Annotated in this window: 25 protein-coding genes and 1 pseudogene; 11 read left to right on the top strand and 15 right to left on the bottom strand. The window is 60.3% G+C overall.

Features of this window, described 5'->3' with window-relative positions:
• Positions 1–86 precede the first annotated feature (86 nt).
• Both NQ018_RS01485 and NQ018_RS01480 read left to right on the top strand, forming a co-directional pair.
• Positions 87–1,430 carry a DUF349 domain-containing protein gene (locus tag NQ018_RS01485; protein WP_257057745.1) on the top strand — a complete coding sequence of 448 codons (1,344 nt, stop codon included), beginning with the start codon at positions 87–89 and terminating at the stop codon, positions 1,428–1,430.
• Positions 1,430–2,449, top strand: coding sequence for a GNAT family N-acetyltransferase (locus NQ018_RS01480; RefSeq protein ID WP_257057743.1), 1,020 nt, complete (start codon positions 1,430–1,432; stop codon positions 2,447–2,449). The genes NQ018_RS01485 and NQ018_RS01480 overlap by 1 nt, the downstream gene beginning before the upstream one ends.
• Position 2,450: 1 nt before the next feature.
• Here the strand turns inward: NQ018_RS01480 and NQ018_RS01475 are convergent, their stop codons facing one another.
• Complete coding sequence (locus tag NQ018_RS01475) at positions 2,451–3,095, bottom strand: Rv2732c family membrane protein (RefSeq protein WP_257057741.1); 645 nt, start codon at positions 3,093–3,095, stop codon at positions 2,451–2,453.
• Between the two features lie 20 nt (positions 3,096–3,115).
• Positions 3,116–4,639, bottom strand: a complete 1,524-nt coding sequence (miaB, locus tag NQ018_RS01470; RefSeq protein WP_257057740.1) for a tRNA (N6-isopentenyl adenosine(37)-C2)-methylthiotransferase MiaB — start codon at positions 4,637–4,639, stop codon at positions 3,116–3,118.
• A gap of 225 nt (positions 4,640–4,864) precedes the next feature.
• On the opposite strand from miaB, the gene gluA reads away from it, so the two are divergent.
• Genes gluA through NQ018_RS01450 form a run of 4 tightly spaced genes read left to right on the top strand, consistent with a single transcriptional unit; the run spans position 4,865 to position 8,157 of the window.
• Positions 4,865–5,593: a glutamate ABC transporter ATP-binding protein GluA gene (gene gluA, locus NQ018_RS01465; RefSeq protein WP_257037355.1), complete on the top strand. Its 729-nt coding sequence runs from the start codon at positions 4,865–4,867 to the stop codon at positions 5,591–5,593.
• A gap of 52 nt (positions 5,594–5,645) precedes the next feature.
• Entirely contained in the window at positions 5,646–6,524 is an 879-nt protein-coding gene (locus tag NQ018_RS01460) for a glutamate ABC transporter substrate-binding protein (protein WP_257057738.1), read from the top strand.
• 11 nt (positions 6,525–6,535) lie between these two features.
• Positions 6,536–7,222 carry an amino acid ABC transporter permease gene (locus NQ018_RS01455; RefSeq protein WP_257057736.1) on the top strand — a complete coding sequence of 229 codons (687 nt, stop codon included), beginning with the start codon at positions 6,536–6,538 and terminating at the stop codon, positions 7,220–7,222.
• The gene (locus tag NQ018_RS01450; RefSeq protein ID WP_257057735.1) at positions 7,219–8,157 is read left to right on the top strand and encodes an amino acid ABC transporter permease; all 939 of its coding nucleotides are present in this window, start codon (positions 7,219–7,221) and stop codon (positions 8,155–8,157) included. The genes NQ018_RS01455 and NQ018_RS01450 overlap by 4 nt, the downstream gene beginning before the upstream one ends.
• On the opposite strand, the gene NQ018_RS01445 is transcribed toward NQ018_RS01450, so the two are convergent.
• From NQ018_RS01445 to NQ018_RS01435, 3 genes are all read right to left on the bottom strand, one after another.
• A complete protein-coding gene (locus NQ018_RS01445) occupies positions 8,138–8,701 on the bottom strand; it encodes a regulatory protein RecX (RefSeq protein ID WP_257057734.1) in 564 nt (187 codons plus the stop codon). The genes NQ018_RS01450 and NQ018_RS01445 overlap by 20 nt on opposite strands.
• Positions 8,685–9,785, bottom strand: coding sequence for a recombinase RecA (gene recA, locus NQ018_RS01440; RefSeq protein WP_257037213.1), 1,101 nt, complete (start codon positions 9,783–9,785; stop codon positions 8,685–8,687). The genes NQ018_RS01445 and recA overlap by 17 nt, the downstream gene beginning before the upstream one ends.
• A 181-nt stretch (positions 9,786–9,966) precedes the next feature.
• Positions 9,967–10,179 carry a DUF3046 domain-containing protein gene (locus NQ018_RS01435; protein ID WP_257057733.1) on the bottom strand — a complete coding sequence of 71 codons (213 nt, stop codon included), beginning with the start codon at positions 10,177–10,179 and terminating at the stop codon, positions 9,967–9,969.
• 65 nt (positions 10,180–10,244) lie between these two features.
• Between NQ018_RS01435 and NQ018_RS01430 the strand changes: the two genes are divergently transcribed.
• Genes NQ018_RS01430 through NQ018_RS01420 form a run of 3 tightly spaced genes read left to right on the top strand, consistent with a single transcriptional unit; the run spans position 10,245 to position 12,076 of the window.
• Positions 10,245–10,805, top strand: coding sequence for a biotin transporter BioY (locus NQ018_RS01430; RefSeq protein ID WP_257037215.1), 561 nt, complete (start codon positions 10,245–10,247; stop codon positions 10,803–10,805).
• Positions 10,806–11,489 carry an energy-coupling factor ABC transporter ATP-binding protein gene (locus NQ018_RS01425; protein ID WP_257057732.1) on the top strand — a complete coding sequence of 228 codons (684 nt, stop codon included), beginning with the start codon at positions 10,806–10,808 and terminating at the stop codon, positions 11,487–11,489.
• The gene (locus NQ018_RS01420; protein WP_257057731.1) at positions 11,486–12,076 is read left to right on the top strand and encodes an energy-coupling factor transporter transmembrane component T family protein; all 591 of its coding nucleotides are present in this window, start codon (positions 11,486–11,488) and stop codon (positions 12,074–12,076) included. The genes NQ018_RS01425 and NQ018_RS01420 overlap by 4 nt, the downstream gene beginning before the upstream one ends.
• Here NQ018_RS01420 and NQ018_RS01415 read toward each other — a convergent pair.
• From NQ018_RS01415 to pgsA, 4 genes are read right to left on the bottom strand one after another with little or no spacing between them, the layout of a single operon-like run.
• On the bottom strand, positions 12,073–12,888 hold the full coding sequence (locus NQ018_RS01415; protein WP_257057730.1) for a PspA/IM30 family protein: 816 nt from the start codon (positions 12,886–12,888) through the stop codon (positions 12,073–12,075). The genes NQ018_RS01420 and NQ018_RS01415 overlap by 4 nt on opposite strands.
• Positions 12,889–12,909: 21 nt before the next feature.
• Positions 12,910–13,221 carry a helix-turn-helix domain-containing protein gene (locus NQ018_RS01410; RefSeq protein ID WP_257037220.1) on the bottom strand — a complete coding sequence of 104 codons (312 nt, stop codon included), beginning with the start codon at positions 13,219–13,221 and terminating at the stop codon, positions 12,910–12,912.
• A gap of 8 nt (positions 13,222–13,229) precedes the next feature.
• On the bottom strand, positions 13,230–13,688 hold the full coding sequence (locus tag NQ018_RS01405; protein WP_257057729.1) for a CinA family protein: 459 nt from the start codon (positions 13,686–13,688) through the stop codon (positions 13,230–13,232).
• Complete coding sequence (pgsA, locus tag NQ018_RS01400; protein ID WP_257057728.1) at positions 13,685–14,218, bottom strand: CDP-diacylglycerol--glycerol-3-phosphate 3-phosphatidyltransferase; 534 nt, start codon at positions 14,216–14,218, stop codon at positions 13,685–13,687. The genes NQ018_RS01405 and pgsA overlap by 4 nt, the downstream gene beginning before the upstream one ends.
• A gap of 44 nt (positions 14,219–14,262) precedes the next feature.
• Here pgsA and NQ018_RS01395 point away from each other — a divergent pair, with 44 nt between their 5' ends.
• A complete protein-coding gene (locus NQ018_RS01395; protein ID WP_257057727.1) occupies positions 14,263–14,556 on the top strand; it encodes a YciI family protein in 294 nt (97 codons plus the stop codon).
• Here the strand turns inward: NQ018_RS01395 and NQ018_RS01390 are convergent.
• Positions 14,553–15,605 carry a TerC family protein gene (locus NQ018_RS01390; RefSeq protein ID WP_257057725.1) on the bottom strand — a complete coding sequence of 351 codons (1,053 nt, stop codon included), beginning with the start codon at positions 15,603–15,605 and terminating at the stop codon, positions 14,553–14,555. The genes NQ018_RS01395 and NQ018_RS01390 overlap by 4 nt on opposite strands.
• A gap of 319 nt (positions 15,606–15,924) precedes the next feature.
• Between NQ018_RS01390 and NQ018_RS01385 the strand changes: the two genes are divergently transcribed.
• On the top strand, positions 15,925–17,040 hold the full coding sequence (locus NQ018_RS01385) for an HNH endonuclease (RefSeq protein ID WP_257057724.1): 1,116 nt from the start codon (positions 15,925–15,927) through the stop codon (positions 17,038–17,040).
• A 108-nt stretch (positions 17,041–17,148) separates the two neighbouring features.
• On the opposite strand, the pseudogene NQ018_RS01380 reads toward NQ018_RS01385, so the two are convergent.
• From NQ018_RS01380 to thyX, 5 genes and pseudogenes are all read right to left on the bottom strand, one after another.
• Positions 17,149–19,674 (bottom strand): annotated as a pseudogene (locus tag NQ018_RS01380) (FtsK/SpoIIIE family DNA translocase); the annotation flags it as partial.
• A 56-nt stretch (positions 19,675–19,730) separates the two neighbouring features.
• The gene (locus NQ018_RS01375; RefSeq protein ID WP_257057723.1) at positions 19,731–20,348 is read right to left on the bottom strand and encodes a TIGR03085 family metal-binding protein; all 618 of its coding nucleotides are present in this window, start codon (positions 20,346–20,348) and stop codon (positions 19,731–19,733) included.
• Between the two features lie 17 nt (positions 20,349–20,365).
• Entirely contained in the window at positions 20,366–22,306 is a 1,941-nt protein-coding gene (locus NQ018_RS01370) for a ribonuclease J (protein WP_257037229.1), read from the bottom strand.
• A gap of 1 nt (position 22,307) precedes the next feature.
• Positions 22,308–23,216 carry a 4-hydroxy-tetrahydrodipicolinate synthase gene (dapA, locus tag NQ018_RS01365; protein ID WP_257037230.1) on the bottom strand — a complete coding sequence of 303 codons (909 nt, stop codon included), beginning with the start codon at positions 23,214–23,216 and terminating at the stop codon, positions 22,308–22,310.
• Between the two features lie 57 nt (positions 23,217–23,273).
• Positions 23,274–24,026, bottom strand: a complete 753-nt coding sequence (gene thyX, locus NQ018_RS01360; RefSeq protein ID WP_257057721.1) for an FAD-dependent thymidylate synthase — start codon at positions 24,024–24,026, stop codon at positions 23,274–23,276.
• Position 24,027: the final 1 nt, after the last annotated feature.

Genomic DNA, 24,027 nt, shown 5'->3' with positions numbered 1-24,027 from the left:
GCACTCGCTTTCGGGCGAGGAAGAACCCTTTTTGGCAGCCGCGCCGCGCGGCACGACCCCAGGAAACACAGGAAGCAGGACCCACCATGAGCTCACCTACTCCGAAACCAGGCCCCCGTCCCGGTACCGGTGCCCGTCCCCGTCCCGGTGCCGGTACCGGCCCCCGTCCATCCGCCGCAGCATCTGCTACTAAGGCACACCCGCCGGTGGCCAGCGATCCTTCGAAGTTTGGCCGCGTGGACGCCGAGGGCAACGTGTTTCTCACCGTTGACGGCCAGGAGCGCCAAATTGCGCAGTGGCAGGCCGGCACTCCGGAGGAGGGGCTGCGTCACTTCGGCGCGCGTTTTGATGACCTCGCCACCGAGGTCAGCCTCATGGAGACTCGCCTGAATACCAGCCCGGAGGACGCAAAGCACCTCAAGGCAAAGGCGGAGGAGCTCATCAAGCAACTGCCCGAAGCAGCGGTGATTGGCGACATCAAGGCCCTACAAGCCCGACTGGAAACGGTAGTGAGCTCTGCAGACGCCGCCGGAGAGCAAGCCGAGGCCGCGAAACAGGCGCGCCGCGCGGAGGCAATCGCCCGCAAGGAGGCCCTGCTCACGGAGGCAGAGCAGCTCGCCGAGGAATCCACTGACTGGAAGCAGGCCGGTGACCGCATCCGTGACATCCTCCAGGAGTGGAAGACCATCAAGGGCATTGACCGAAAGACGGACGACGCCCTCTGGAAGCGCTACTCCCGGGCCAGGGATGCCTTCAACCGCCGCCGCGGCTCGCACTTCGCGGACCTTGACCGTAGCCGCGCCGCCGCCCGGAAGGTGAAGGAGGAGCTCGTTGCACAGGCTGAGGCACTGCGCGAATCCACCGATTGGAACGAGACTGCCGCAAAGTTCCGCGAGCTCATGGGCTCCTGGAAGAAGGCAGGCCGTGCACAGCGCGAGGTGGATGACAAGCTCTGGGGCTTGTTCAAGGCAGCCCAGGACGCCTTCTTTGAGGCCCGCAACGCCGCCACCAATGAGCGCGACCGCGAGTTCCAGGCCAACGCAGACGCCAAGAATGCCCTCCTGGAGCAGTACGACTCCCTCATTGATCCCACCAAGGACCTGGAGGGCGCACGCGCCAAACTGCGCGAGCTGCAGGAAAAGTGGGAAGAAATCGGCTTTGTGCCACGCAACCAGGTCCGCGAGTTTGAGGACAAAATCGCCGCCCTGGAAGCCCGCGTAGAGCAAGCCGCCGACGCTCAATGGCGCCGCACCGACCCAGAAGCCCAGGCCCGCGCGCGGCAGTTCCTGGACAAGGTTGAGGAATTCAAGGCGCAGGCCGACGCCGCCAAAGCCAAAGGTAATGAGAAGAAGGCTGCGGAGTTGCTGGCCCAAGCCCAGCAGTGGCAGGAGTGGGCGGACGCCGCAGTTAATGCGGTGGAAAACCGTTAATGGCCGCACTCAAGCGCATTGCTGCCGATGATGAGGACCTCATTCGGCAGCTTGTGTTTTCCGCCAACCTGGCAAGCCAGGACGCGGCAGGTGACCTCACCCATTCCATGAGCACCGAGGACGTGCTCCGGGGCCTGAAGGGAACGCCGCAGGCCCGAAGCGAGTTCTACGCCCTCTTGGACACGGAGACCGATGCGGATTTTGCCCTCGGCTTCATCCAGGCCAACATCCCGCTGGTAGACAATCGCCATGCGGTCGACGTGGATGTGTTCTTTGACGCCGAGCTCGCCCCCATCCCAGGGGAGCAGCCCGAACGTCCGGAAGTCTACGAAGAGCTCGTGGAGCAAGCCTGCCGGCTCACGGCCGATTTGGGACGCACACACCTGCGCTTGTGGAAAGAGCTGCCCACCCAGGGACCGTTCGCACCCTACGACACTCCGCCTGCCGGGTTCCACCGAGTCATGGAGGAAGTATTGGGGTTTCTTCCCCTACCAGTGCCCGTTCGCGAGCCCGCCGCCGCTGCCCCACAAACATTCAGCGTGGAGATTGTGGAAGACATGGCATACTCCCCCGGCCAGCTCGCGGCAGTGCTCAAGCTCTATGAGCAATTTGACCAAGACTGCCCCACCGGCACACTCAGCAACCGCACCACCTCATGGACGCCAGAACAAATTGAGATCCTGCGCCTAGACGGCTTGAAGCACAAAGACCAGCACCTCAGCATCTTTCTGCGCGAACCAGGCGGGGAGATTGTGGGCATGAGCGTGGTGATGCACAAGCACACTCATGAGCGCAGCGTTGCAGCAGCGGGCTCCACGATCATCGAGCGTTCGTGGCGCGGCAAGGGTTTAGCCAGCTTCCTCAAGGCACAGGCGCTTACTGCCGCCAGCCGCCGCTGGCCCGCCGTCAGCCGCGTGGCCACCGGGTTTGAGGTAAGCAACCAGCCCATTGCGCATGCAAATGCGGCCTTGGGTTTTGTTCCCCAAAGCCGCACCGTTGTATTTGAAAAGGCCGTCTGAGCTAGGCAGTGCCATCCTGATGACGCAGCTTGGCGCGGGCCCTGCGATCGTCGATCAGCAAAGGATTTTCCTCTTGCATCGCGATCGCCTCGCTGGACGCCTCCTGCTGCGCCAAGCCCACAGTGTCGAGTTTCCGGGCAGCCTCGAGGCGGATGCGCTGGGCGTTGAGCTGCTCCGGGGAACGCGCGAACACCACCAGTGAAAGGCAGACGAGCTGCGCGATCACCATTGCCACCTGGACGTAAAGCGCCGCGCCGATCCCCGGGGTGCCTTGTACTTCCGCGGATTGCAGGCGCATCCACAGCCCAAGCAGGGAACTAAACAGCGCCATGCCAGTGAGCAGAAACGCCACGTTGGCCAGGACCGTTCGCTGCGTAAGCGCAACGAGGCCGCCGAACACGCCCACCGCCGCGGTGGCGAGCAGCAAAAACACGATCTCGGGGATTTTAATGAGCACTTCTTGGGCGGCCGGTTGGAAGCCCAGCACCTGCCAGGAGGCCACGCTTCCGGAGTGCGGCAGCAGCAAACTAAGCACGAAGACCAGCCAAATCACCGCCAGGGCGATCCGTACCCCGCCGAGGGCGAGGGTGGCGCCGGCGCGCTGTTCTGCGCGGCGCAAGGCGTCTGAGCTATCCATGTTGTCCATCTCTTGCCTCCTCTGAGCGATTAGCAGCCGCAGGCGTCTGCGCCTGCTTGTGGAGTCTTTGCTGCAGGCTTCCCAACCGCCGGCAAGCCCAGCCCAACCCCCACTGGTGCGGTGGTGGGTACCTTGCCGGCGGCAGACATGTCGCCCGCCTTGGTGCGGCGGTGCGTGAGCACGCCAGAGTCAGCGATGAGGAAGTGCGGCTTGGCCTCGGTGACGGAAGCGGTCACGACGTCACCTGGTCGGACCTGCTCCTCAATGTTGCCTTCAGGCATGAAGTGGACAAGGCGCCCGTCCCTGGCGCGGCCAGTCATCCGCTTGGTGGCGTCGTTTTTGCGCCCGCCCGTGGCCTGCACCAGCAGCTCCACCTCAGTGCCAACGAGCTTCTGGTTTTCTTCCCAACTGATGCGCTCTTGCAGTGCAATCAGGCGTTCGTAGCGCTCCTGCACCACTTCCTTGGGCACCTGCTCTGCGTATTCCGCCGCCGGGGTGCCTGGGCGTGGGCTGTATTGGAAGGTGTAGGCGCTGCTGAACCGCGCCTTTTCCACCACGTCGAGGGTGTCTTGGAAGTCCTGTTCGGTTTCACCGGGGAACCCCACGATGATGTCCGTGGTGATACAGGCGTTCGGTAGCTTCTCGCGAACCTCGTCCAAGATGGCCAGGAAGCGGGCGGAGCGGTAGCTGCGGCGCATGTTCTTGAGCACTGTGTCTGAACCGGACTGCAGCGGCATGTGGAGCTGCGGGCAGACGTTGGGTGTTTCCGCCATGGCATCAATCACGTCAGAGGTGAACTCCGCCGGGTGTGGGCTGGTGAAGCGCACGCGCTCCAGGCCCTCGATTTCTCCGCAGGCACGCAGGAGCTTGGAAAAAGCGGAGCGGTCGCGCTCCAGGGTGGGGTCGGCAAAGTTCACGCCGTATGCGTTCACATTTTGGCCCAGCAGGGTCACCTCGCTCACGCCTTGCTCCACCAGTGCCTTCACCTCAGCAAGGATTTCACCAGGGCGGCGGTCCACCTCCTTGCCCCGCAGTGAGGGCACGATGCAGAAGGTGCAGGTGTTGTTGCAGCCCACGGACACGCTCACCCAGCCGGCGTAGGCCGACTCACGCTTGGCGGGAAGCACCGATGGGAACTGCTCCAAGGCGTCCACGATTTCCACCTGGGCCTGCTTGTTGTGGCGCGCTCGCTCCAACAGCACCGGCAGCGAGCCGATGTTGTGGGTACCAAAGACCACATCCACCCACGGGGCCTTCTGCACCACGGTTTCCTTGTCCTTTTGCGCCAAACAGCCGCCCACCGCGATCTGCAGGTTGGGGTTGTTCTCCTTGTTGGAGCGCAATTGGCCCAGGGTGCCGTAGAGGCGCAAGTCTGCGTTTTCGCGCACCGCGCAGGTGTTGAACACAATGAGGTCCGCTTGTTGGTCCGCGGGCGCAGGGGTGTAGCCTGCGTCCTCCAGCAGGCCGGAGAGGCGCTCGGAATCGTGGACGTTCATCTGGCAGCCGAAAGTGCGCACCTCGTAGGTGCGGGAATCTGAGCTTGGTTGTTGCACGGGTTGCAAGTCTAGTTCTTGTGGCCTATTTCCCCAACCTGCGGTGTTTGCTCACTTGGGATGTAGTTGAGCAGGCCGTTGGACTTTTGCGGAAATGTGGGCTTAGATGGCACACAGGATCAATTTCTATTGGCCGATAGGTAATGAAAATCTTTAGCAAACTTTGCAAAATGTGATCCAGATTGCACTAAGGTGAGACCCATGACACAGCATACAAGCACGCCGATGATCCAAATCACTGGGGTGGATAAGTATTTTGAGAGCTTCCACGCGCTCAAAGACATCAACCTCGAGGTACCCAAAGGCCAGGTTGTAGTGGTGTTGGGGCCATCCGGCTCCGGCAAATCAACTCTGTGCCGCACCATCAACCGCCTGGAAACCATCAACAACGGCGAAATCCGCATTGACGGCAAACTTCTCCCCGAAGAAGGCAAAGCCCTTGCAAGCTTGCGTGCTGATGTCGGCATGGTGTTCCAGCAATTCAACCTCTTCCCCCACTTGAGCATCCGAGACAACGTAACCCTCGGCCCAATCAAGGTGCGGAAGATGAAAAAGCAGGAGGCCAACGAGCTGGCCATGGAGCTTCTGGAGCGAGTGGGCATTGCCAATCAGGCAGACAAGTACCCCGCCCAGCTCTCCGGTGGTCAGCAGCAGCGCGTGGCAATCGCCCGTGCACTCGCCATGCGTCCCAAGGTCATGCTTTTCGACGAACCCACCTCGGCCCTGGACCCTGAAATGGTCAACGAGGTCTTGGATGTCATGGCAGACCTCGCCAAGGAAGGCATGACCATGCTCTGCGTCACACACGAGATGGGTTTTGCCCGCAAGGCCGCAGACCGCGTGCTCTTTATGGCGGACGGCGCAATCGTAGAGGATTCCACCCCAGAGGAATTCTTTGCCAACCCCAAAACCGAGCGCGCTAAAGACTTCCTCGGCAAGATCCTCGCCCACTAGACCACTAGCCCACTAGCCCACAGCGCTTTCGCGCAACAAGTAAGGAGCAACCATGTCCCTAAACCGTACCTTCGCCACCATCTCTACCGCCCTGATTGCTGCTACCGCCCTCGTCGCTTGCGGCTCCGACTCCTCCGCCGGTGGAGACGCTGGCCTCCTAGCCAACATTGAATCCGGCAACGTCACCCTGGGCACCAAGTACGACCAGCCAGGTTTGGGCCTGCGCAACGCTGACGGCTCCATGAGTGGCCTCGACGTAGACGTAGCCACCTACATCGTGAACCACATCGCCGAGGAAAACGGCTGGGCCGCCCCCACCATCACCTGGCGTGAAACCCCTTCCGCACAGCGCGAAACCCTCATCCAAAACGGCGAGGTAGACCTGATCGCCGCCACGTACTCCATCAACAAGTCCCGCTCCGAGTCCGTGAACTTCGGCGGCCCATACCTGCTCACCCACCAGGCCCTCCTGGTCCGCGCCGACGACTCCTCCATCAACACCGTCGAGGACCTCGACAACGGACGCATCCTCTGCTCCGTCTCCGGCTCCACCCCAGCCCAAAAGGTCAAGGATGCCCTGCCAGGCGTACAACTCCAGGAGTACGACACCTACTCTTCCTGCGTTGAAGCTCTCCTGCAGGGCAACGTGGACGCGCTCACCACCGACGCCACCATCTTGAACGGCTACGCCCAGCAAAATGCCGGCAACTTCCGCCTGGTAGAAATGTTCCAGCCGGATGGCTCCGCCTACACCAACGAGTACTACGGCGTTGGCGTGAAGAAGGACGACACCGCCGCAACCGACGCCGTAAACAAAGCCCTGGAAGCGATGATCGCCTCCGGTGAATTGGAGTCCGCCATTAACAGCAACTTGGGCTCCACAGACGGCATCACCGTGGGCACCCCAGGTGACCTCTCCTTCATCGAATAACAGGAGGCCTCATGGAAGCGATGTGGGCACAACTTGGCCCAGCGATCTTGCCGGCGTTTTGGGTGACCATCAAACTGACCGTGCTCTCCGCACTCGGCTCGATGGTGTTTGGCACCATCCTCACCGCCATGCGGGTTTCCCCCGTGCGCATTCTGCGAAGCATTGCCACCTTTTACATCAATGCGGTCCGCAATACGCCGCTGACCTTGGTGGTGCTGTTCTGCTCCTTCGGCCTCTACCAAACGCTAGGGCTGCAGATGGCTGATAGAGAATCCGCCACGTTCCTGGCGGATAACAACTTCCGCCTGGCGGTGCTGGGCTTCATCCTCTACACCTCCGCGTTCGTGGCTGAATGCTTGCGTTCCGGCATCAACACCGTGGACTTTGGGCAGGCCGAGGCGGCGCGCTCACTGGGTTTGAGTTTTGGCCAAACCTTCCAAACCATTGTGTTCCCCCAAGCCATCCGCGGCGCGGTGGTGCCCTTGGGGAACACCTTGATTGCACTCACCAAGAACACCACCATCGCTTCCGTGATCGGTGTTGCTGAGGCGTCCTTGCTGATGAAGGAAGTCATTGAAAATCACGCAAGCCAGCTCTTCATTATCTTCGGCGCCTTTGCGATTGGCTTCATGCTGCTCACCCTGCCCACGGGCCTGGCGATCGGCGCGCTGGCAAACAAGATGGCGGTGAAACGATGAGCGTACGCGCAACAGTCCTCTACGACGCACCAGGGCCCAAAGCCCGCATGCGTAATCGCATCTACTCTGCCCTCGTGGTGGCCCTTTCCCTCCTGCTGCTGTGGTGGGTTGTGAGCACCCTTGGGGAGAAAGGCCAACTCGAGGCCGCTAAATGGACCCCCTTCCTAGAGGCCAATACCTGGCGCACCTACCTGCTCCCAGGTTTGGTTGGCACCTTGAAGGCGGCGTTCGCCTCCATTTTGCTCGCCATCGTGGTGGGCGCCCTGTTGGGGCTAGGGAGGCTCTCACCGAATGTCTTCATCCGGGGCGTATGCGCGGTGATCGTGGAGTTTTTCCGCGCCATTCCCGTGCTCCTGCTGATCATCTTCTCCTACCAAGTGCTGGCCGTGTATGGCCTGGTACCCCCACGCCAGCTCGCGTTTACCGCAGTGGTGTTCGCCTTGACCATGTATAACGGCTCAGTGATCGCGGAGATCCTCCGTTCCGGCATCAAGAGTTTGCCGAAGGGCCAAAAGGAAGCCGCGGCAGCGTTGGGGTTGAGCCACAACCAAACCATGTGGAAGGTCCTCCTCCCCCAGGCGGTTGCCGCGATGCTCCCGGCGCTTATCGCCCAGGCCGTGATTGCCTTGAAGGACTCGGCACTGGGTTACCAGATTGGTTATGTGGAGATCGTGCGCCAGGGCATCCAATCCAGCGCGGTGAACCGCAACTATTTGGCATCCCTCATCGTGGTGGCGGTCGTGATGATCATCATTAATTACGCGCTCACTTTGCTCGCGGAGCGCATCGAACGCCAACTGCGCGCCGGCCGCGCACGCCGCAACATTTTTGCCAAGGTGCCACAAATGCCTACTCAGGGTTTGGACACCAAGGACAATGTGAACGTGGACTGGCACGCAGCCGAGCACGTTGAGATCAAGAATCCAGCCCAATAGCCTCTCTGGCCACCTCCATTGCGAGGTACTCGGGGAAGCCGCGGCGGGCAAGGTAGCCCACCACCTTCTGCAGTTGCTTCTGCTGCTCTTGCCAGGTGGTGGGTGTTTCTTTGAACGTACGCGCCTTCTTTTGCGCAAAGGTTCTGGCGAGCTCGCGTTCGTCTGCGTCGCTCACTGCCGCGAGAGCCTCCTCAGCGGTGTTGGAGTGCACACCTTTTTGGCGCAGCTCTTGGCGCAGGGCACGTTTGAATTTTCCGCGGCGTTCCCTGCGCTGCGTGACCCACGCATGGGCAAATGCGGCGTCATTGATGAGCCCCACGCGCTCTAGGTCATCCAGGACTTCCGCGATCTGCGACTCTGGGAACTCGAGTGTGCCCAGGCGTTGTTCAAGCTCTTTGCGGGACCTGGCGCGTTGATCAAGGAGGAGCAGGGCCCTGTTGCGGATCTTCGTTTTTTGCTGCTCTGCTTCAACATCAATCTGCGCTGGGGTGTAGGACTCCAGCGCAGCTCGAAGTTGTTCGATTTTGTTATTCTTCGGCGTCATCGAAATCGACGTTTGGCACCATGTCTACAGGCTCGTCGCTCAGTTCATCGCCTTTGCCGGCGAACTCACCGATGCCAAGCTTTTCAAAGATCTTCTTCTCGATCTCATCAGAAAGCTCAGGGGAATCCTTGAGAAAGAGGCGCACTTTTTCTTTGCCCTGGCCGAGTTGCTCACCGTCATAGGTAAACCAGGAGCCGGACTTTTTGATGATGCCGTTATCCACGCCGAGGTCGATAATGGAGGATTCGCGGGAGATGCCCTCGCCGTAGATGATGTCAAACTCCGCGATCTTGAACGGTGGGGACACCTTGTTCTTCACGACCTTCAACTTAGTGCGGTTACCAATTGCATCTTGGCCGTCTTTGAGGGTTTGGATGCGGCGGACATCGCAGCGCACAGAGGCGTAGAACTTCAGTGCCTTACCACCGGTGGTGGTCTCCGGGGAACCGAACATCACGCCAATCTTTTCACGCAACTGGTTGATGAAGATCGCGGTGGTACCAGAGTTGTAGAGGGCGCCCGTCATCTTGCGCAGCGCTTGGGACATCAGGCGGGCTTGGAGGCCAACGTGGGAATCGCCCATTTCGCCTTCAATTTCCGCCTTTGGGGTAAGGGCTGCAACGGAGTCAATCACGATGATGTCAATAGCACCGGAGCGCACCAACATGTCTGCAATTTCGAGGGCCTGCTCGCCGGTGTCTGGTTGGGAGACGAGAAGCGCATCGGTGTCCACGCCGAGCTTGCGGGCATAGTCTGGGTCAAGCGCGTGTTCGGCGTCGATGAACGCCGCGATGCCGCCAGCTCGCTGAGCCTGCGCGATGGCGTGCAGGGCCACGGTGGTCTTACCCGAGGATTCAGGGCCGTAAATCTCCACGATGCGCCCACGGGGGAAACCACCGATGCCCAATGCGACGTCAATCGCAGTGTTGCCGGAAGAGATCACCTGGATTGGCGGGCGATTATCATCACCCAAGCGCATCACTGCGCCCTTGCCAAAGTCCTTTTCAATCATTGCCAATGCGGCGTCCAACGCCTTTTGGCGGTTGTCTCCGGCGTTTGCGGCGGCGGTCTTCTTCGGTGCCATGTTTGTTGATGTTCCTTCTGTGGTTTGTGAAAGCGAGGTAGTCATACCTTCTTAGACGGCCCCAAGGGGACTATTTGGTTCCCTTACGGTAGCGGTTGAGCCAAACATTACCCCCGAGTATAACGCACAGTTGTTCGAAGCTCGAGTTTTCGAACGCTACGGCGTGTGAGCTGGATACACGCTATTTATCCGTGTCCTGACCCAGGCGGCGTTCTGCGGGAATTCGAAAATCATCGCACAGTGTCTCCCACACCTGTTTGAGGTCCTCCCCATCCTCAACGAGCTCGTTTGCGGTTTTCCCATGCGCAGCAAGCACATGGGAGTGCAAGATCCACTCCCCTTGCGCTTGGCCAAACTCATCGTGGACCAGCTTCGCAAACAGGGTATAACGCATAGCCCACAGTGTACGGATTACCTTGGAATTCCTAGATTTTAGCCGCTAGGACTATAATTTGAACAGTGACCAATAAATCTTCAGCGCGCGACCTCGCCTACATCGCAGTGTTCGCAGCCCTCATCATTGTTCTTGCTTTCGTTGCTATCCCAGTTGGTGCCGCAGGTGTGCCAATCGTTCTCCAGAACGCAGCCGTCATCCTGGCCGGCCTCGTCTTGGGCGGCAAGCGCGGCTTCCTCACCGCGGCGCTCTTCCTCGGCCTCGGCCTGCTGGGTCTGCCAGTCCTCGCAGGTGGCCGTTCCACCCTCGCCGCACTTTCCGGCGTTTCTGTCGGCTACCTGGTGGGCTACCTCGTCTCCGCAACTGTCGCCGGCGCCATCGCCTACCAGGGCCTGCGTCTGCGCGGCGCTGGACGCGTCGGAATGTTCATCCTTGCCGGCGCCGTGGCACTGCTCATGCAGTACACCTGCGGCGCAATCGGCTTCATGCTGCGCGCTGACATGGACCTCGCGGCAGCAGTGGCAGCCCAAGGCCCCTTCGTACTCTTTGACTCCATCAAGGTCGCCGTAGCAATCATCATCGCGCTCGCCGTGCATAAGGCATTCCCAAACAACCTCAAGGCATAAATGGCTCGCATTATATTCAACGACGTCAGCGTGACATACGGTGACGTCGGCGTGCTTTCCCACATCACCACCGAAATCACCGAGCAACGCGTCGCAGTGATCGGTGCGAACGGAGGCGGCAAGTCCACCCTTGTCCGCCTCATCAACGGCCTGAGCGAGGCAACTTCGGGGGAAGTGCTTGTCGACGGGCGCAACGTGGCACGTGAAGCGAAAGCAGTGCGCAAAAAGGTGGGCTTTGTGTTCTCCGATGCCGAAAACCAAATCGTCATGCCCACCGTGCGCGAAGACATCGCCTTTTCCCTGCGCCGCTTCAAGCTGAGCAAGGAAGAAAAACAGCACAAGGTGGAGCAAACGATGGAGCGCTTTGGACTCAGCAAGCTCGCTGACAACTCCCCGCACACGCTCTCCGGCGGCCAAAAGCAGCTCCTCGCCCTCGCCTCCGTGCTCGTGATCGATCCAGACGTAGTGATCGCCGACGAACCCACCACCTTGCTGGACTTCCGCAACCGCGAACTCATCCGCGAGGTGTTCGCCAGCCTGAGCCAACAGCTCATCGTGGTGACCCATGACCTCGACTTCATCACCGACTTCGACCGCGCCCTCTGCGTGGATAATCACCGCATCGCGGCTGACGGCGCTCCAACAGACGTCATCCGCTACTACATGGAGGAAACCCGGCCATGATCCGCCAGGTCCCAATGGGCGTGTATGTTCCCGGCAACAGCCTGATCCACCGCACCCCACCGATGCTCAAGATAGGGCTGCTTATCGCTTTCATTATCTTCGCGCGCGGAATCTACACACCCTTGGTGCCTATCGTCCTCATGGCGATCGCGAGAATCCCCCTAAAAACCGCATGGAGCCAAGTCTGGCCTGTTCTCCCCGTGCTGGCTGTTCTGTTCGCCTACCAGTGGTGGCAAATCAGCCTCATGCGCGCCGCTGAAATCACCGCCGGCATCCTCGCCGCCCTCATGCTGGCCACGTTGATTACCCTCACCACCAAGCTCGAGGCGATGATGGAGGCATTAGAGCGCTTCCTCGCACCAACAAAGAAAATCGGCGTGCCGGTGGACACCATTGTGCTGGCGTTTTCCCTTACTCTGCGGCTGCTGCCACTAATGCTCGCGACCGTTGGTGAGGTGCTAGACGCAAGAAAGGCGCGTGGAGCGAACACTTCCCTGTTGGCTTTTGGTACGCCAGTGGTGATCCGCTCCATGCGCCGTGCCCAGGCAATCGGCGATGCCCTGGTTGCCCGTGGCTTAGATGACTAGCTTTCGCCGCGCAGCTCACGCAGCTTCTGCGCCACGGCATCATCGCCTTGTGCCTGCTGCTGCGGGGCTTCGATAGCCTGAGCCTCCGCCTTTGGCGCGTTCAGCTCCGCGCGGATTTGCTCCAAGCGGGAGTGGCCGGCGAGCTGCACACCAGCCTGCTCGATTTCCGCCATGCGACCCTGCACGGAGTTCTGTGCCAACTCCGCCGTGCCGAGAGCGTTCGCGTAGCGGCGTTCAATCTTCTCGCGCACTGCCTCAAGACTTGGGGTGTCACGGTTAGTGATTGAGTTCATGGACTGGATGGACTCCGCCACCTTCTCCTGCATTTTTGCCTGCTCAAGCTGGGACAGCAGCTTGGTGCGCTCGGCAACCTTCTGCTGCAGAGCCATGGAGTTGCGCTCCACGGCCTGCTTCGCGGCCTCGGCCTGTTGGAGGGCTTGGTCGTGCAGCTTCTTGGTGTCTTCCACGCCCTGCTCTGCAGTCACGAGCTGCGCCGCGAAGGCCTCCGCAGCATTTTCATACTCGGTGGCCTTTTGGGTGTTGCCCTCAGCGCGGGCCTTATCCGCTAGCTGCAGCGCCTGGCGGGTGTTCGCGTGCAGCTTCTCAATGTCCGCCAGGCGGCGGTTGAGCTGCATCTCCAGTTGGCGCTGGTTACCAATCACTGCCGCAGCCTGCTGCGAAAGCTCCTGGTGCTGGCGCTGCGCATCCTCAATGGCCTGCTGGATCTGCACCTTGGGGTCAGCGTGCTCCTCGATCTTGGAGTCGAACAAAGCCATGAAGTATTTCCAAGCCTTGGAAAATGGGTTCGCCATGAAAAGGTGCCTTTCTCAACGTTAATTGTTTATCTCGCGGAACAGTCTAGCTTCTGCACGGCTCATTGCCATGGTGCTCGCCGCTTCAATGAGTACATCTGCCACAGAAGTCCCAAGGGCATGGCACACAGACGCCAACAGCTCCGAAGACACTTCCTTACGTCCGCGCTCCAACTCCGAAAGATACCCCGGAGACACCCGCGAGGCCTCAGCCAACTCACGCAAGGTAATGCCCTTATCCGCGCGGAAAGCACGCAAGGCGGAACCGAGCGCCTCGCGCAGCAGCATCTCCGGCGCAATCGGCTTTTCCAAAACAGCAGTGTAATTCATCATCAGCTTCTTCAACGCCCACTAGCCGCAATTAGTTCCCCCACCCACAAAAGCGCAGCTTCCGCTGCCTGCCCGCGAATTTCTTGCCGCCCACCCGCGAAGCGAAACTCCCTACACCAACTGTCCCCCTCAGGCCCGACAACACCCACAAACACCTGCCCCACCAGATCCCCTTCCGGCCCCGCGTAGCCTGTCAAAGACACGCCCCACGACGCCCCCAAGGCCCGTGCCGCTGCCGCCGCCATGGCACGGGCGGTCTGGGCAGAGACGACGCCGTGAGCGTCGATAATTTCTTGATCTACCCCAGCCAGTGAGACCTTGACCTCGGTTGCGTACGTAATCAAACCCCCGCGCAGCACTTCTGAAGCTCCTGGGGTGTCGGCGATGCGCGCCGCGCACAGGCCAGCCGTGAGCGACTCGCAGGTAGCAATCGTTTCCCCACGTGCCGCCAGATCCTGCACCAATGTCATTTCGCGTTGAGCTTCCGCGCCTCAACCACGTATTGCACGCCCGTCACCACCGTAATCGCCACTGCCGCCAACATCACCGGCAACGCCACAAGCTTCGCCCCCGGAATCAGGTACAACGCAACTGCAACAGCCTGCAGCACCGTCTTCAACTTGCCGCCCCGGCTCGCCGGCACTACATTGCCCTTGCGCAGCTCAAACATGCGCCAAATCGTGATTCCAAGTTCACGGAACACAATCACCACGGTGATCCACCACGGCATCAACCCCACCAGATTCAGGCACACCAACGCGGTAATCATCAGCGCCTTATCCGCAATTGGGTCCGCGATCTTACCGAAATCCGTGACCAACCCACGCGAGCGCGCAATATCGCCGTCGAGCTTGTCCGTGATCATCAACACCACGAACACACCCAACGCCCACCACATGCGCTCCGAAAGCACCAACCAGGCAAACGGTGGAATGGCAATAATGCGCAAACTCGTGAGCACATTTGGCAGATTCCAGTTCGTGGGCTTTTGATCATTCACAACCACCAACACTACCTGCTTTCCCACGCAGTAGCATGGAAGTCATGACAACATTTGCTATCGAGTACCAATACAATCCCACCAGCGAAAAGATCCTCGAACACCGGCCCAAGCACCGCGAATTCTTGGCAAACCTCCTCAAAGAGGGCAAACTGCTCGCCTCCGGCCCCATCACCGAACCCGCAGGCAGCTCACTCATCATCATCCGCCTCGCCGAAGGCGCCACCATCGCCGACGCCGAAGCCGAAATGGAAAAGGACCCCTTCCACCAAGAAGGCGCCCTTGACGCGCGTACCTTCCAGGTGTGGGATCCCGTACTGAACGTGTTCCAGGACTAAGCTGGCCAGTCCTCACCAGTCTTCTTGGCGGGGTTCCAATGTGCCTGCACGCCACCTTGGGCCTCGTCACGCTTGGACTTCCACACCGAAGCCAACACCGTCACCGTCAAGATGCCAACAATCACAATCAACGACCAGTGCGTTGGAATCTCAAACACGTGCAGCGGCTCACCACCGTTAATCCACGGCAAGTTGTTCTCATGCAGCGCGTGCAGCAGCAGCTTCACACCGATGAAGCCCAGGATCAAGCCCAAACCGTACGGCAGGTACACCAGACGATCCAACAGGCCATCCAACAGGAAGTACATCTGACGCAGACCTAACAGCGCAAAAGCGTTCGTAGTGAACACAATGTACGGCTCGGAAGTAATGCCATAGATCGCCGGAATGGAGTCGAATGCGAACATCAAGTCGATCATGCCTACGGCCATCAACGCCACCAGCATCGGCGTCACCGCACGCTTGCCGTTCACCCGGCCAAACAAACGGTCACCGTTATAGGTCGGCGTCACATGCATCACCTTGCGCAGCAACTTGATGACAGCCATATCATTCGGATCAGTCTCCGGCTTCTCCGAAAACTCATCCCAAATCAACTTCACCGCGGTGTAAATCAAGAACAAACCGAAAATGTAGAACACCGCAGACCAGCGCTCAATCGCCGCGGCACCCAACAAAATGAACACCAAACGGAACACAAGCGCCAACGCAATACCAATCAGCAGCACCTTCTGCTGATACTTCCGCGGAATCTTAAACGCGCCCATAATCAGCGCAAACACAAACAGATTATCGACGCTCAGCGCCTTCTCAGTGATATAGCCCGTAAAGAACTCAATACCATGCTGATGCGGATTCCCCGGCTCACCCCACGTGAACCACAAGAACACACCGAATACGGCCGCCAACGCCACATAAAACAGCGACCAAAACGCAGACTCCTTCAACGAAGGCTCATGCGGCGTCCGCACATGCGAATAGAAGTCGAACACAAAAAAACCAGCGATCACCGCAATCGTGATCAGCCACGTCACAAGATTCACTTCCATAAAAAAGACACCTCCGGTCTCATACAACAACTGACATGAGCCGGAGGTCTCCCCCACTCCACCCAAAAAGCGAAGCCGGCACGACCGGGAACGAACACGCTCCGTGTTGACGATCAATACCGCGGGCGGGGTACTCCCCTCCATGCATGCCCGCAACTCTACCCATGGGGCGGGCGTATGTCATATTCGCCGCTCCGTCAAGCCTCCACCAACCGAAATTCCACAGGCACGACCCCCTCCAACACGAATTCCACAGAAATCGCCCCTCCAACACATTCACCCTTCCGCCCCCTTGCAGACGCGCCCTACAGTCAGCGCCATGGACTTCATCCGGTCATACCACCAAGACGGGCTACAAGTACTCGACGCCATCGCCCGCGCCCTTCGCGAAAACTCACGCGAAGACGTTGCCGCCGACCTACGCATCTCCACCCAAACCGTCCACCGCATGCTTTGGGTCCGCAAGTACTACTTGGACGCCAAGGTCCGCAAGGCCGCAGTCAACGTCCCTCTTGACGCCCTGGACGGCGTCGCTAGGCATATCAAGCAGCTTCGCAGGGAACATCGCAACCCTGTGCTGCTGGAGTGTCTTGCAGGAACCGAGACGTTGAGCGTGGACGCTATCATCGCGCGCGCCAAGCACCTGGTTGAGGAGTTCAAGAAGCGGCACGAATACGAACCGAAGCGCACCGAAACCGTCAATGTGCAGGAGGAACCCGACTCCAACGGACAACGACGAATCGTTGGTGTATTCAACGACCACACTCTCACCGCCATGCTCAAAAAACTTCAAGGGCGCGTCAGCACCTTCACCAAAGCCGGCATGGCAAAAAATGAGGCCCTCGCGCACGCGTTCAGCGAAGCCATCCTCGGGGACACTTCCGACGGCACCCCGTTGCGCTACCAGCCAGGCCTGCTCCTACCGCTGCGGCCCAGCGAAGGCTACTTCAAGGACGGCAAGGTTTACACCTTCGACGGAGCCGGGGTACCACTTTCCGAACTCGATGGCCTGCAGATCGCAGACACCGGATTCTTGATAGCCACGGCCCTCGACGCCGATGGCAAACTCGGGGCAGAGGCCATACCAATCCGACGCTTCGCCACCGACCTCCAACGAATCCTCCTTGCCACCGAACTACTGGTGTGCCCCTACCCGCACTGCCAAGTGCCTGCCGGCGACTGCCAATACCACCACATCGAGGCATTCTCCCAAGGCGGCGCCACAACAACCGACAACCTGGTTATCCTCTGCCGAACACACAATGCCAAGAACGACGACAACCCCCGCAGACACAAAAACGGCCGCGTAGAACGCGACTCCAACACAGGCGACCCCCACTACAAAGCCAGCCCAGACGCCGAACCCGCCACCAACCCTCATCCCGCTCGGCGCAAAGGTTGGAGGGAGGAATCCAAAGCCTTCCTGGGGCTTTAGGGTCTAGCCTCCAGGGCACCTGAAACGCGACAGCCGTAGAACCGAAAGGGTTCTACGGCTACCAGTGCTGCTCCAACACTAAAACGGAGCATTCGTTGGGTTATACACCTCTTCCTTTGGGGCATCCGCTGGGTTGGCGCCCTTGATCATCCAGATGGTGGTGTCCAACTCTTCTGGTTTCACCAACACTTCGCGTGGCTTCGAGCCCTCAGATGGACCAACCACGCCCCTGGTTTCCATGAGGTCCATGAGGCGGCCAGCCTTTGCGAAACCAATGCGCAGCTTTCGTTGGAGCATAGAGGTGGAGCCGAGTTGGCTGTTCACCACCAACTCCACGGCCTGGAGGAGATCCTCCATGTCTGATCCAATGTCGTCATCGATTTCGCGCTTGGACTCGGAGGCCTTCTCCTCCGTCACGCCCTCGGTGTAGTCGGGCTCTCCTTGGAGCTTGGCGGCCTCCACCACCGCTTGCACTTCTTCATCCGTTACAAACGCACCTTGGATGCGCTGCGGGCGGCCGCCCTGCGGAATGAACAAGCCATCACCCATACCAATGAGCTTTTCTGCGCCGGCTTGGTCGAGGATGACGCGAGAGTCAGTGAGCGAAGAAGTGGCAAACGCGAGGCGTGATGGAACGTTGGTTTTGATCAAACCGGTGACCACGTCCACGGATGGGCGCTGGGTAGCGAGCACTAGGTGGATGCCTGCGGCGCGGGCCTTTTGCGTGATGCGGACGATCGAATCCTCAATCTCCTTGGGGGCTGTCATCATCAGGTCGGCGAGCTCGTCCACAACGCACACGATGTACGGGTAGCGTCGGTACTCCCTTTGCGACCCTGCTGGCGCCTGGATTTCTCCAGCGGACACTTTCCGGTTGAAGTCCTTGATGTGGCGCACCCTGGCTTGCTGCATGTCCATGTAGCGCTGCTCCATCTCCTCAACGAGCCATTGGAGCGCGGCCGCGGCCTTCTTTGGTTGGGTAATGATCGGCGTGATGAGGTGCGGGATTCCCTCGTAGGGGGTGAGCTCCACCATCTTGGGGTCCACCAGGATCAGTCGCACGTCTTCGGGGGTCGCGCGCGTGAGCAAAGAAACCAGCAGCGAGTTGACGAACGCAGACTTACCGGAACCGGTTGAACCAGCCACCAACAGGTGTGGCATTTTCTGGATGGAGTGACTGACGTAGTCGCCCTCAATGTCCTTCCCAAGGCCAATAAGCATGGGGTCCTGGTCAGCCAGGGTCTCAGGAGCGTTGAGGACATCACCCAGGCGCACCATTTCGCGATCCGCGTTGGGTACCTCGATACCAACAGCCGACTTGCCCGGAATCGGCGTGAGTAGGCGCACGTTATCCGTCGCTACAGCGTAGGCAAGGTTGGACTGCAAGTTCGTAATCTTTGAAACCTTCACACCCGGACCAAGCTCGACCTCGTAGCGAGTCACCGTTGGTCCACGGGAAAAGCCCGTCACCTGGGCATCGACCTTGAACTCCTCAAACACCGCGGTGATGGCCTCGATCATCCGATCATTAGCCGCGGAGTGCTTCTTGGACTCCTGGCCGGGGATCAGCAGGTTGGTGCTCGGGACTTCATAATCCCCCGACTCCAACAGCTTATCCTCCACCGCGGGTGGCTGTTGAGTTGGTTGGGGCGCAGGCGCTGGTTTGCGCTCTTCCACCGCAGCCTGGAGGCTTTGGGTGGCTGCAACCACTGCGTCCTTTGTTGGTGGAGGGGTTGTGATTGCCGGGAATTCGTTGGTGTCTTCCACCAACGGTTTAGCCTTCTTCGTTGGAGCGGGTTCTGGTTCCTGGAACAGCGTGGTTGGTAGGTCTTCTTCCTCCAGCAACGGCGGCGCAACCTTTCGAGGCGCGCGTGGCGTTGGCACTGGCCGGCGCTCGAACGCGCGGGAGCGCTCCCGTGGCTTTTCCGCCTCCGCGAACTCGACCGCTGCCGCGTTTTCTGCCTCTGCCTGGTCCTCTTCCTCCAGCTCCCTCTCTGGCCGCAGCGCTTTCACGGCGTCCACAAACTCGCGCGCCGTCACTCCAGTCACCTTTTGCGCTCCAAGAATGATGAGCAGCACCAGCAGGGGCACCGCAATGTACGCGCTGAAACCCTTGGCAAGCAATCCACCAAGAACACTGCCGACGATCCCACCCGCGGTCATTCGTTCCGGCCAGGCGGTAGGGTTCCCGGCGAAGACGTCGAGGAGGCCGAGCATGGACACGATAATGAGGAACGTGCCGCCGAAGACGCGGATGCGAGCGTCGACGGCGGGGACGTGGCCGAGCATGAGGGCAACGGCAATAGCAACCAACGCAATGGGTGCGATGAGGGCTCCCGCGCCGATAGCCATGTGTGTAAGATCGGAGATGAACGCGCCGACGGGGCCGGCGATGTTAAACCAAACCGACGCTCCAAGAACTACGGCGAGCGCGACGAGGCTCAGCGCGAGGGTGTCGCTGTGTTCCTTGGGTTCTTCCTGATCTTGATCTTGGCCGCCAGCCTTCCGGGTCAGGGATCCCAGGCCCTTTGCGGTTGCGCCAAAAATGCTCGCCAAACCGCCTCCAACAGCTTTGTAGGCGCTGCCGGTGCGTTCGACTGTTTCGGTCTTGCGTCTGGTGGTGGGGGAAGCCATGTGAAAGAGTTTAACCACTCAAATCACATTCATCACATTCGCAACACCGATCAAGTCTAGATACTTGAACGAACCACAAACCCTTGTGGATCCTCCACCTCAACCTGCACAGCATCACGCCCAAACACCCACAACAGCAACTCGCCAGGTGCCCCGGTCACGGTAGCCACCTCAGCACCCTTCGCCGCTACACGCGGGGTGGAGTGGGCGGTGAAACGCTGCCCACCACCGATTGGTTGAAGCACCACCGGGCCGGTGGAACGCCGCAACTGCATCGGCGCCGTCTGCCGCAAAATCTGCAACAGGTCAGACGTCCTCTTGGTGGAGAACGTTCGCGGCGCAATGACTCCCCTCCCCCGCCGGACGTCCTCATGATGAACAAAGTTTTCCGCCCCATTGATCAAAGCGTCTGCAACCCTGCGGCCTTTGAAGTTTGCCCACGAGTCAATGAGTTGGTGGTATTCGCGTTTTCGTGTGTTGATTTGGGTGCGTTGGAGGTAGTGCTGCAGTGGCGGTAGCACTAAGCCCGCGGCAGCGAGGGGCCGCTGCTCGCGGACTACGAGGTGTGCGATGAGGTCGTGGGTTGTCCAGCCTTCGCACAGGGTTGGGTATTCGGGGCCGACGTCACGCAGGAGCTTGGCAAGCTCCTTGCGTTCGTAACTTGCAAATGACATGCCCCGAGTCTATTCCCTTAGAGGCTCGGCCGGTGTGCGTTGACTTCGGAGTCGTCGGCGGCTACGGCGTTGGAGGTGACGGGGAATACGGTTGGCATGATCATTGGCTTGCGGCGCCAGGTTTGTTCGACGTAGCGGGAAACTTTCCTGCGCAGTTGTTGGACCATGCGGTAGGGGTCGTTTTCGCCTTCGGCTGCGAGGTCGTTCATGGTGTTTTCCACGAGTTCGGCAACCTCGGGCATCATGGCTACGGCGTCTTCGGAGAAGCCCTTGGCTTCTACGCGAGGGCGCTCCACCAGGCGGCCGGTGCGGTTGTCGATCACTGCAGTGATGGCGATCAGGCCACCTTCGCCGAGGGAGGTGCGTTCTTCGAGGACCTCGGTGTCGATGTCGCCCATGGTGACGCCGTCCACGTAGAGGTTACCCACTGGGATTTGGCCAACTACGCGGGCGCGGCCGTCCACGAGGTCCACTACCACGCCGTTTTGGGCAAGCACCACGCGGTCTGGGTCCACGCCGGTGGAGATGGCGAGTTCCTTGTTCGCGCGCAGGTGACGCCATTCGCCGTGCACGGGCATGGCGTTCACTGGGCGGGCGGCGTTGTAGAGGAACAGCAGCTCGCCGGAGTAGCCGTGGCCGGAGGTGTGCACCTTGGCGTCGCGGCCAGTGATGACTGTGGCGCCGATCTGGGAGAGCATGTTGATGACGCCGAACACCGCTTCCTCGTTGCCTGGGACCAGGGAGGAGGAAAGGATGATGACGTCGCCAGCACGGACGGTGATTTGGCGGTGCTCACGACGCGCCATGCGGGAAAGCGCTGCCATGGGTTCGCCCTGGGTGCCGGTGGTGATGAGCAGGACCTTGTGTGGTGCGAGCTTGGCGGCGTCGTCCATGCTGATGATCGTGCCGCGCGGCGCCTTCAAGTAGCCCATTTTCTCCGCGATCTCCATGTTTCGGATCATGGAGCGGCCGTTGAAGGCAACCTTGCGGCCGGCGGCAACGGCGGCATCGACGGCAGCCTGTACGCGGTACACGTTGGAGGCGAAGGAGGCCAGGATGACGCGTTGTTTCGCTTCGGCCACGATCCGCTTGAGTGTTGGAGCGATTTCAGCTTCCGAACCAGAAACGCCGGGGGTGGTGGCGTTGGTGGAGTCGCAGAGCAACAGGTCCACGCCTTCGTCACCGAAGCGGGACAGTGCGGGCAGGTCGGTTGGGCGGCCGTCGGTTGGCGTTTGGTCCAGCTTGATGTCGCCCGTGTGCACAACCAGGCCGGCGCCGGTCTTGATGGCCACGCCGAGGCAATCTGGGATGGAGTGGTTCACGGCCCAGAAGCGGATGTTGAACGGACCGCGATTTTCGTTGGACTTCTCGTTAACCTCGATCAGCTTGGGGCGCTGACGGTGCTCACGACACTTGGCAGCAATGAGCGCCAGGGTGAACTTGGAGGCCAGGATGGGCAGGTCGGGGCGCAGTTTGAGCAGCCATGGGATGGCGCCGATGTGGTCCTCGTGGCCGTGGGTGACCACCAGCGCTTCAACTTGGTTGATGCGGTCTTCGATTGGGCCGAAGTCCGGCAGGATCAGGTCCACGCCGGGTTCGCCGGATGAGGGGAAGAGCACGCCGCAGTCCACGATGAGCAGGCGGTTGTTGTACTCGAACACGGTCATGTTGCGGCCGATTTCGGAAATGCCGCCGAGTGCCGTGATGCGCAGTCCGTTCTTCGGTGCCTTCGGTGGCAGTGGAAGGCGCTCGGTGAGGTCTGCACCTTGCATGGACTTCACCACGTTGCGTCGGGCGCCGTTGTTGGAGTTGTTTCGGCGGCCGCGGCCACGGTTGCGGTTGTTGCGTCCGCCGTTTTCCTGCTTCTGCTCAGGCGCCTGGAAGGTTGGGCTCTCTGCGGTTTCTGGGGAGCCTGACTTACGGGTTGCCCTGCGGGATCGGCTTCGGGATTCGGTCATATTATGTTAAAACTCCAGCGTTCTTCATATCTTGTTCTAGCTGGGCGAGCTCGGTGTCATTTGGGCCGAACACGGGCAGGCGGGGTGCGCCAACCTCGATGCCTTGCAGACGGAGCCCGGCCTTGGCCAGAACTACTGCGCCGAGGCGCGCTTGGGCGCGCACGAGTGGGGCGAGTTGTGCATTAATTTCTTGAGCGCGGCTTAGGTTGCCGCTATCAAAGCTTTCGTACATCTCCCGCAACTGCCGAGGCGCAAGGTGGCCGATCACTGAGATGAAGCCGGTTGCGCCCACGGCGAGCCATGGGATGTTGAGAGGGTCATCGCCGGAGTACCAACCAAGGCCTGTTTCTTGGATGAGGCAGGTTGCTGCGGCGATATCTCCTTTAGCATCCTTGACCGCGTGCACATTCGCAAGTGCAGCGATCCGACGCAGGGTGGGTTCCTCAATGGGAATCCCGGAGCGCCCAGGGATGTCGTAAGCACAGATTGGGATGTTTACTGCGGCATCGATTGCCTCGAAATGCCGGAACACGCCCTCTTGGCTTGGCTTGGAGTAGTACGGCGTGACAACCAGAAGGCCGTCCGCGCCGGCTTGCTCGGATTGGGTGGCAAGCGCCACGGAGGCGACGGTGTTGTTGGAGCCGGCGCCAGCGATGATTTTGGCACGCTCCCCCACTGCTTCCTTGACTACCTTGATGAGCTCCAGTTTCTCCTCAACCGTGGTGGTTGGGGATTCGCCGGTGGTTCCGGAGACGATCAGGCTGTCGATCCCATTGTCCACGAGGTGGGTGGCGAGCCGTTGGGCTGCCTTGGGGTCGAAGTTGCCGGAGGCGTCAAACGGGGTAACCATTGCCACGGCAACGGAACCGAAGAGTTCCTTGCCTACAGTTGATGCCAAACCTGTGCTCATGCCACACCACGTTACCCAATCAAACGGCAAACGTAGTTATCGGGGCTAGATGTTGGGCTAGTTTCCTGCAACATAAGGAGAAGTTGCCATGGTGGTGCCATCGCCGAGCGTCGACACTTCAAAGTCGGCAAAGGCCACCGGGGCGTGCTGCGCGAGGAGCTCAAGGCAGCGCACGGCAAGGGCGCGGATTTCCACGTCGGCGTGCTCGGAGGCACGCATGCCAATGAAGTGACGCCAGGTGCGGAAGTTGCCGGTGACCACGATCCGGGATTCCGTTGCGTTCGGCAGGATTGCGCGCGCCGCCTGCCGGGCCTGCTTTTTGCGCAACAGGGCGTTGGGCTCGTCGGCAAGCTTTTCCTCGAGCGCCTCGAGCAGCTCGTTGTAGGCAAAGCGGGCGTCGTCGGCGGCTTGGAGGAACAGGCGGGTGAGCTCGGGGTCTTGGGCGATCAGCGCCGGCACCACCACTTGCGACTCCACCTCCGGCACGTAGCGCTGGGAGAGTTGGGAGAAGGAAAAGTGGCGGTGGCGGATGAGTTCGTGGGTGGCGGACCTGGACAGGCCGCGGATATAGAGGGATGCTGTGGCGTGCTCAAACAGGGCAACGTGGCCGACCTCGAGGATGTGGCGCAGGTAGGCGGCGTTGGTGGCGGTCCTGGGGTTGGGTTTGTCAAAGGTTTCGTAGCAGGCGCGGCCGGCGAACTCGATGAGTTGTTCGGTGGGTTGGCCGTCGGTTGTCCAGCCCAAATCCTGCGGTGGGTGGAATTGGCTGATCGCAATGAGCTGGACGTCGAGCTGCGCTTGCGTTGCCATC

The sequence above is a fragment of the Corynebacterium kozikiae genome (assembly GCF_024580965.1).
GTDB lineage: Bacteria > Actinomycetota > Actinomycetes > Mycobacteriales > Mycobacteriaceae > Corynebacterium > Corynebacterium kozikiae.
This window is presented reverse-complemented; position numbering and strand designations above follow the sequence as displayed.

Coding starts and splice junctions, on each gene's coding strand:
- dapA (WP_257037230.1), bottom strand. CDS start 23,216: ATGAGCACAGGTTTGGCATCAACTGTAGGCAAGGAACTCTTCGGTTCC.
- NQ018_RS01385 (WP_257057724.1), top strand. CDS start 15,925: ATGGACTTCATCCGGTCATACCACCAAGACGGGCTACAAGTACTCGAC.
- recA (WP_257037213.1), bottom strand. CDS start 9,785: ATGGCACCGAAGAAGACCGCCGCCGCAAACGCCGGAGACAACCGCCAA.
- thyX (WP_257057721.1), bottom strand. CDS start 24,026: ATGGCAACGCAAGCGCAGCTCGACGTCCAGCTCATTGCGATCAGCCAA.
- NQ018_RS01480 (WP_257057743.1), top strand. CDS start 1,430: ATGGCCGCACTCAAGCGCATTGCTGCCGATGATGAGGACCTCATTCGG.
- NQ018_RS01415 (WP_257057730.1), bottom strand. CDS start 12,888: ATGGCGAACCCATTTTCCAAGGCTTGGAAATACTTCATGGCTTTGTTC.
- NQ018_RS01485 (WP_257057745.1), top strand. CDS start 87: ATGAGCTCACCTACTCCGAAACCAGGCCCCCGTCCCGGTACCGGTGCC.
- NQ018_RS01390 (WP_257057725.1), bottom strand. CDS start 15,605: ATGGAAGTGAATCTTGTGACGTGGCTGATCACGATTGCGGTGATCGCT.
- NQ018_RS01450 (WP_257057735.1), top strand. CDS start 7,219: ATGAGCGTACGCGCAACAGTCCTCTACGACGCACCAGGGCCCAAAGCC.
- NQ018_RS01370 (WP_257037229.1), bottom strand. CDS start 22,306: ATGACCGAATCCCGAAGCCGATCCCGCAGGGCAACCCGTAAGTCAGGC.
- NQ018_RS01420 (WP_257057731.1), top strand. CDS start 11,486: ATGATCCGCCAGGTCCCAATGGGCGTGTATGTTCCCGGCAACAGCCTG.
- NQ018_RS01410 (WP_257037220.1), bottom strand. CDS start 13,221: ATGATGAATTACACTGCTGTTTTGGAAAAGCCGATTGCGCCGGAGATG.
- NQ018_RS01475 (WP_257057741.1), bottom strand. CDS start 3,095: ATGGACAACATGGATAGCTCAGACGCCTTGCGCCGCGCAGAACAGCGC.
- NQ018_RS01405 (WP_257057729.1), bottom strand. CDS start 13,688: ATGACATTGGTGCAGGATCTGGCGGCACGTGGGGAAACGATTGCTACC.
- NQ018_RS01460 (WP_257057738.1), top strand. CDS start 5,646: ATGTCCCTAAACCGTACCTTCGCCACCATCTCTACCGCCCTGATTGCT.
- NQ018_RS01445 (WP_257057734.1), bottom strand. CDS start 8,701: ATGACGCCGAAGAATAACAAAATCGAACAACTTCGAGCTGCGCTGGAG.
- NQ018_RS01395 (WP_257057727.1), top strand. CDS start 14,263: ATGACAACATTTGCTATCGAGTACCAATACAATCCCACCAGCGAAAAG.
- NQ018_RS01455 (WP_257057736.1), top strand. CDS start 6,536: ATGGAAGCGATGTGGGCACAACTTGGCCCAGCGATCTTGCCGGCGTTT.
- NQ018_RS01435 (WP_257057733.1), bottom strand. CDS start 10,179: ATGCGTTATACCCTGTTTGCGAAGCTGGTCCACGATGAGTTTGGCCAA.
- NQ018_RS01425 (WP_257057732.1), top strand. CDS start 10,806: ATGGCTCGCATTATATTCAACGACGTCAGCGTGACATACGGTGACGTC.
- NQ018_RS01375 (WP_257057723.1), bottom strand. CDS start 20,348: ATGTCATTTGCAAGTTACGAACGCAAGGAGCTTGCCAAGCTCCTGCGT.
- gluA (WP_257037355.1), top strand. CDS start 4,865: ATGATCCAAATCACTGGGGTGGATAAGTATTTTGAGAGCTTCCACGCG.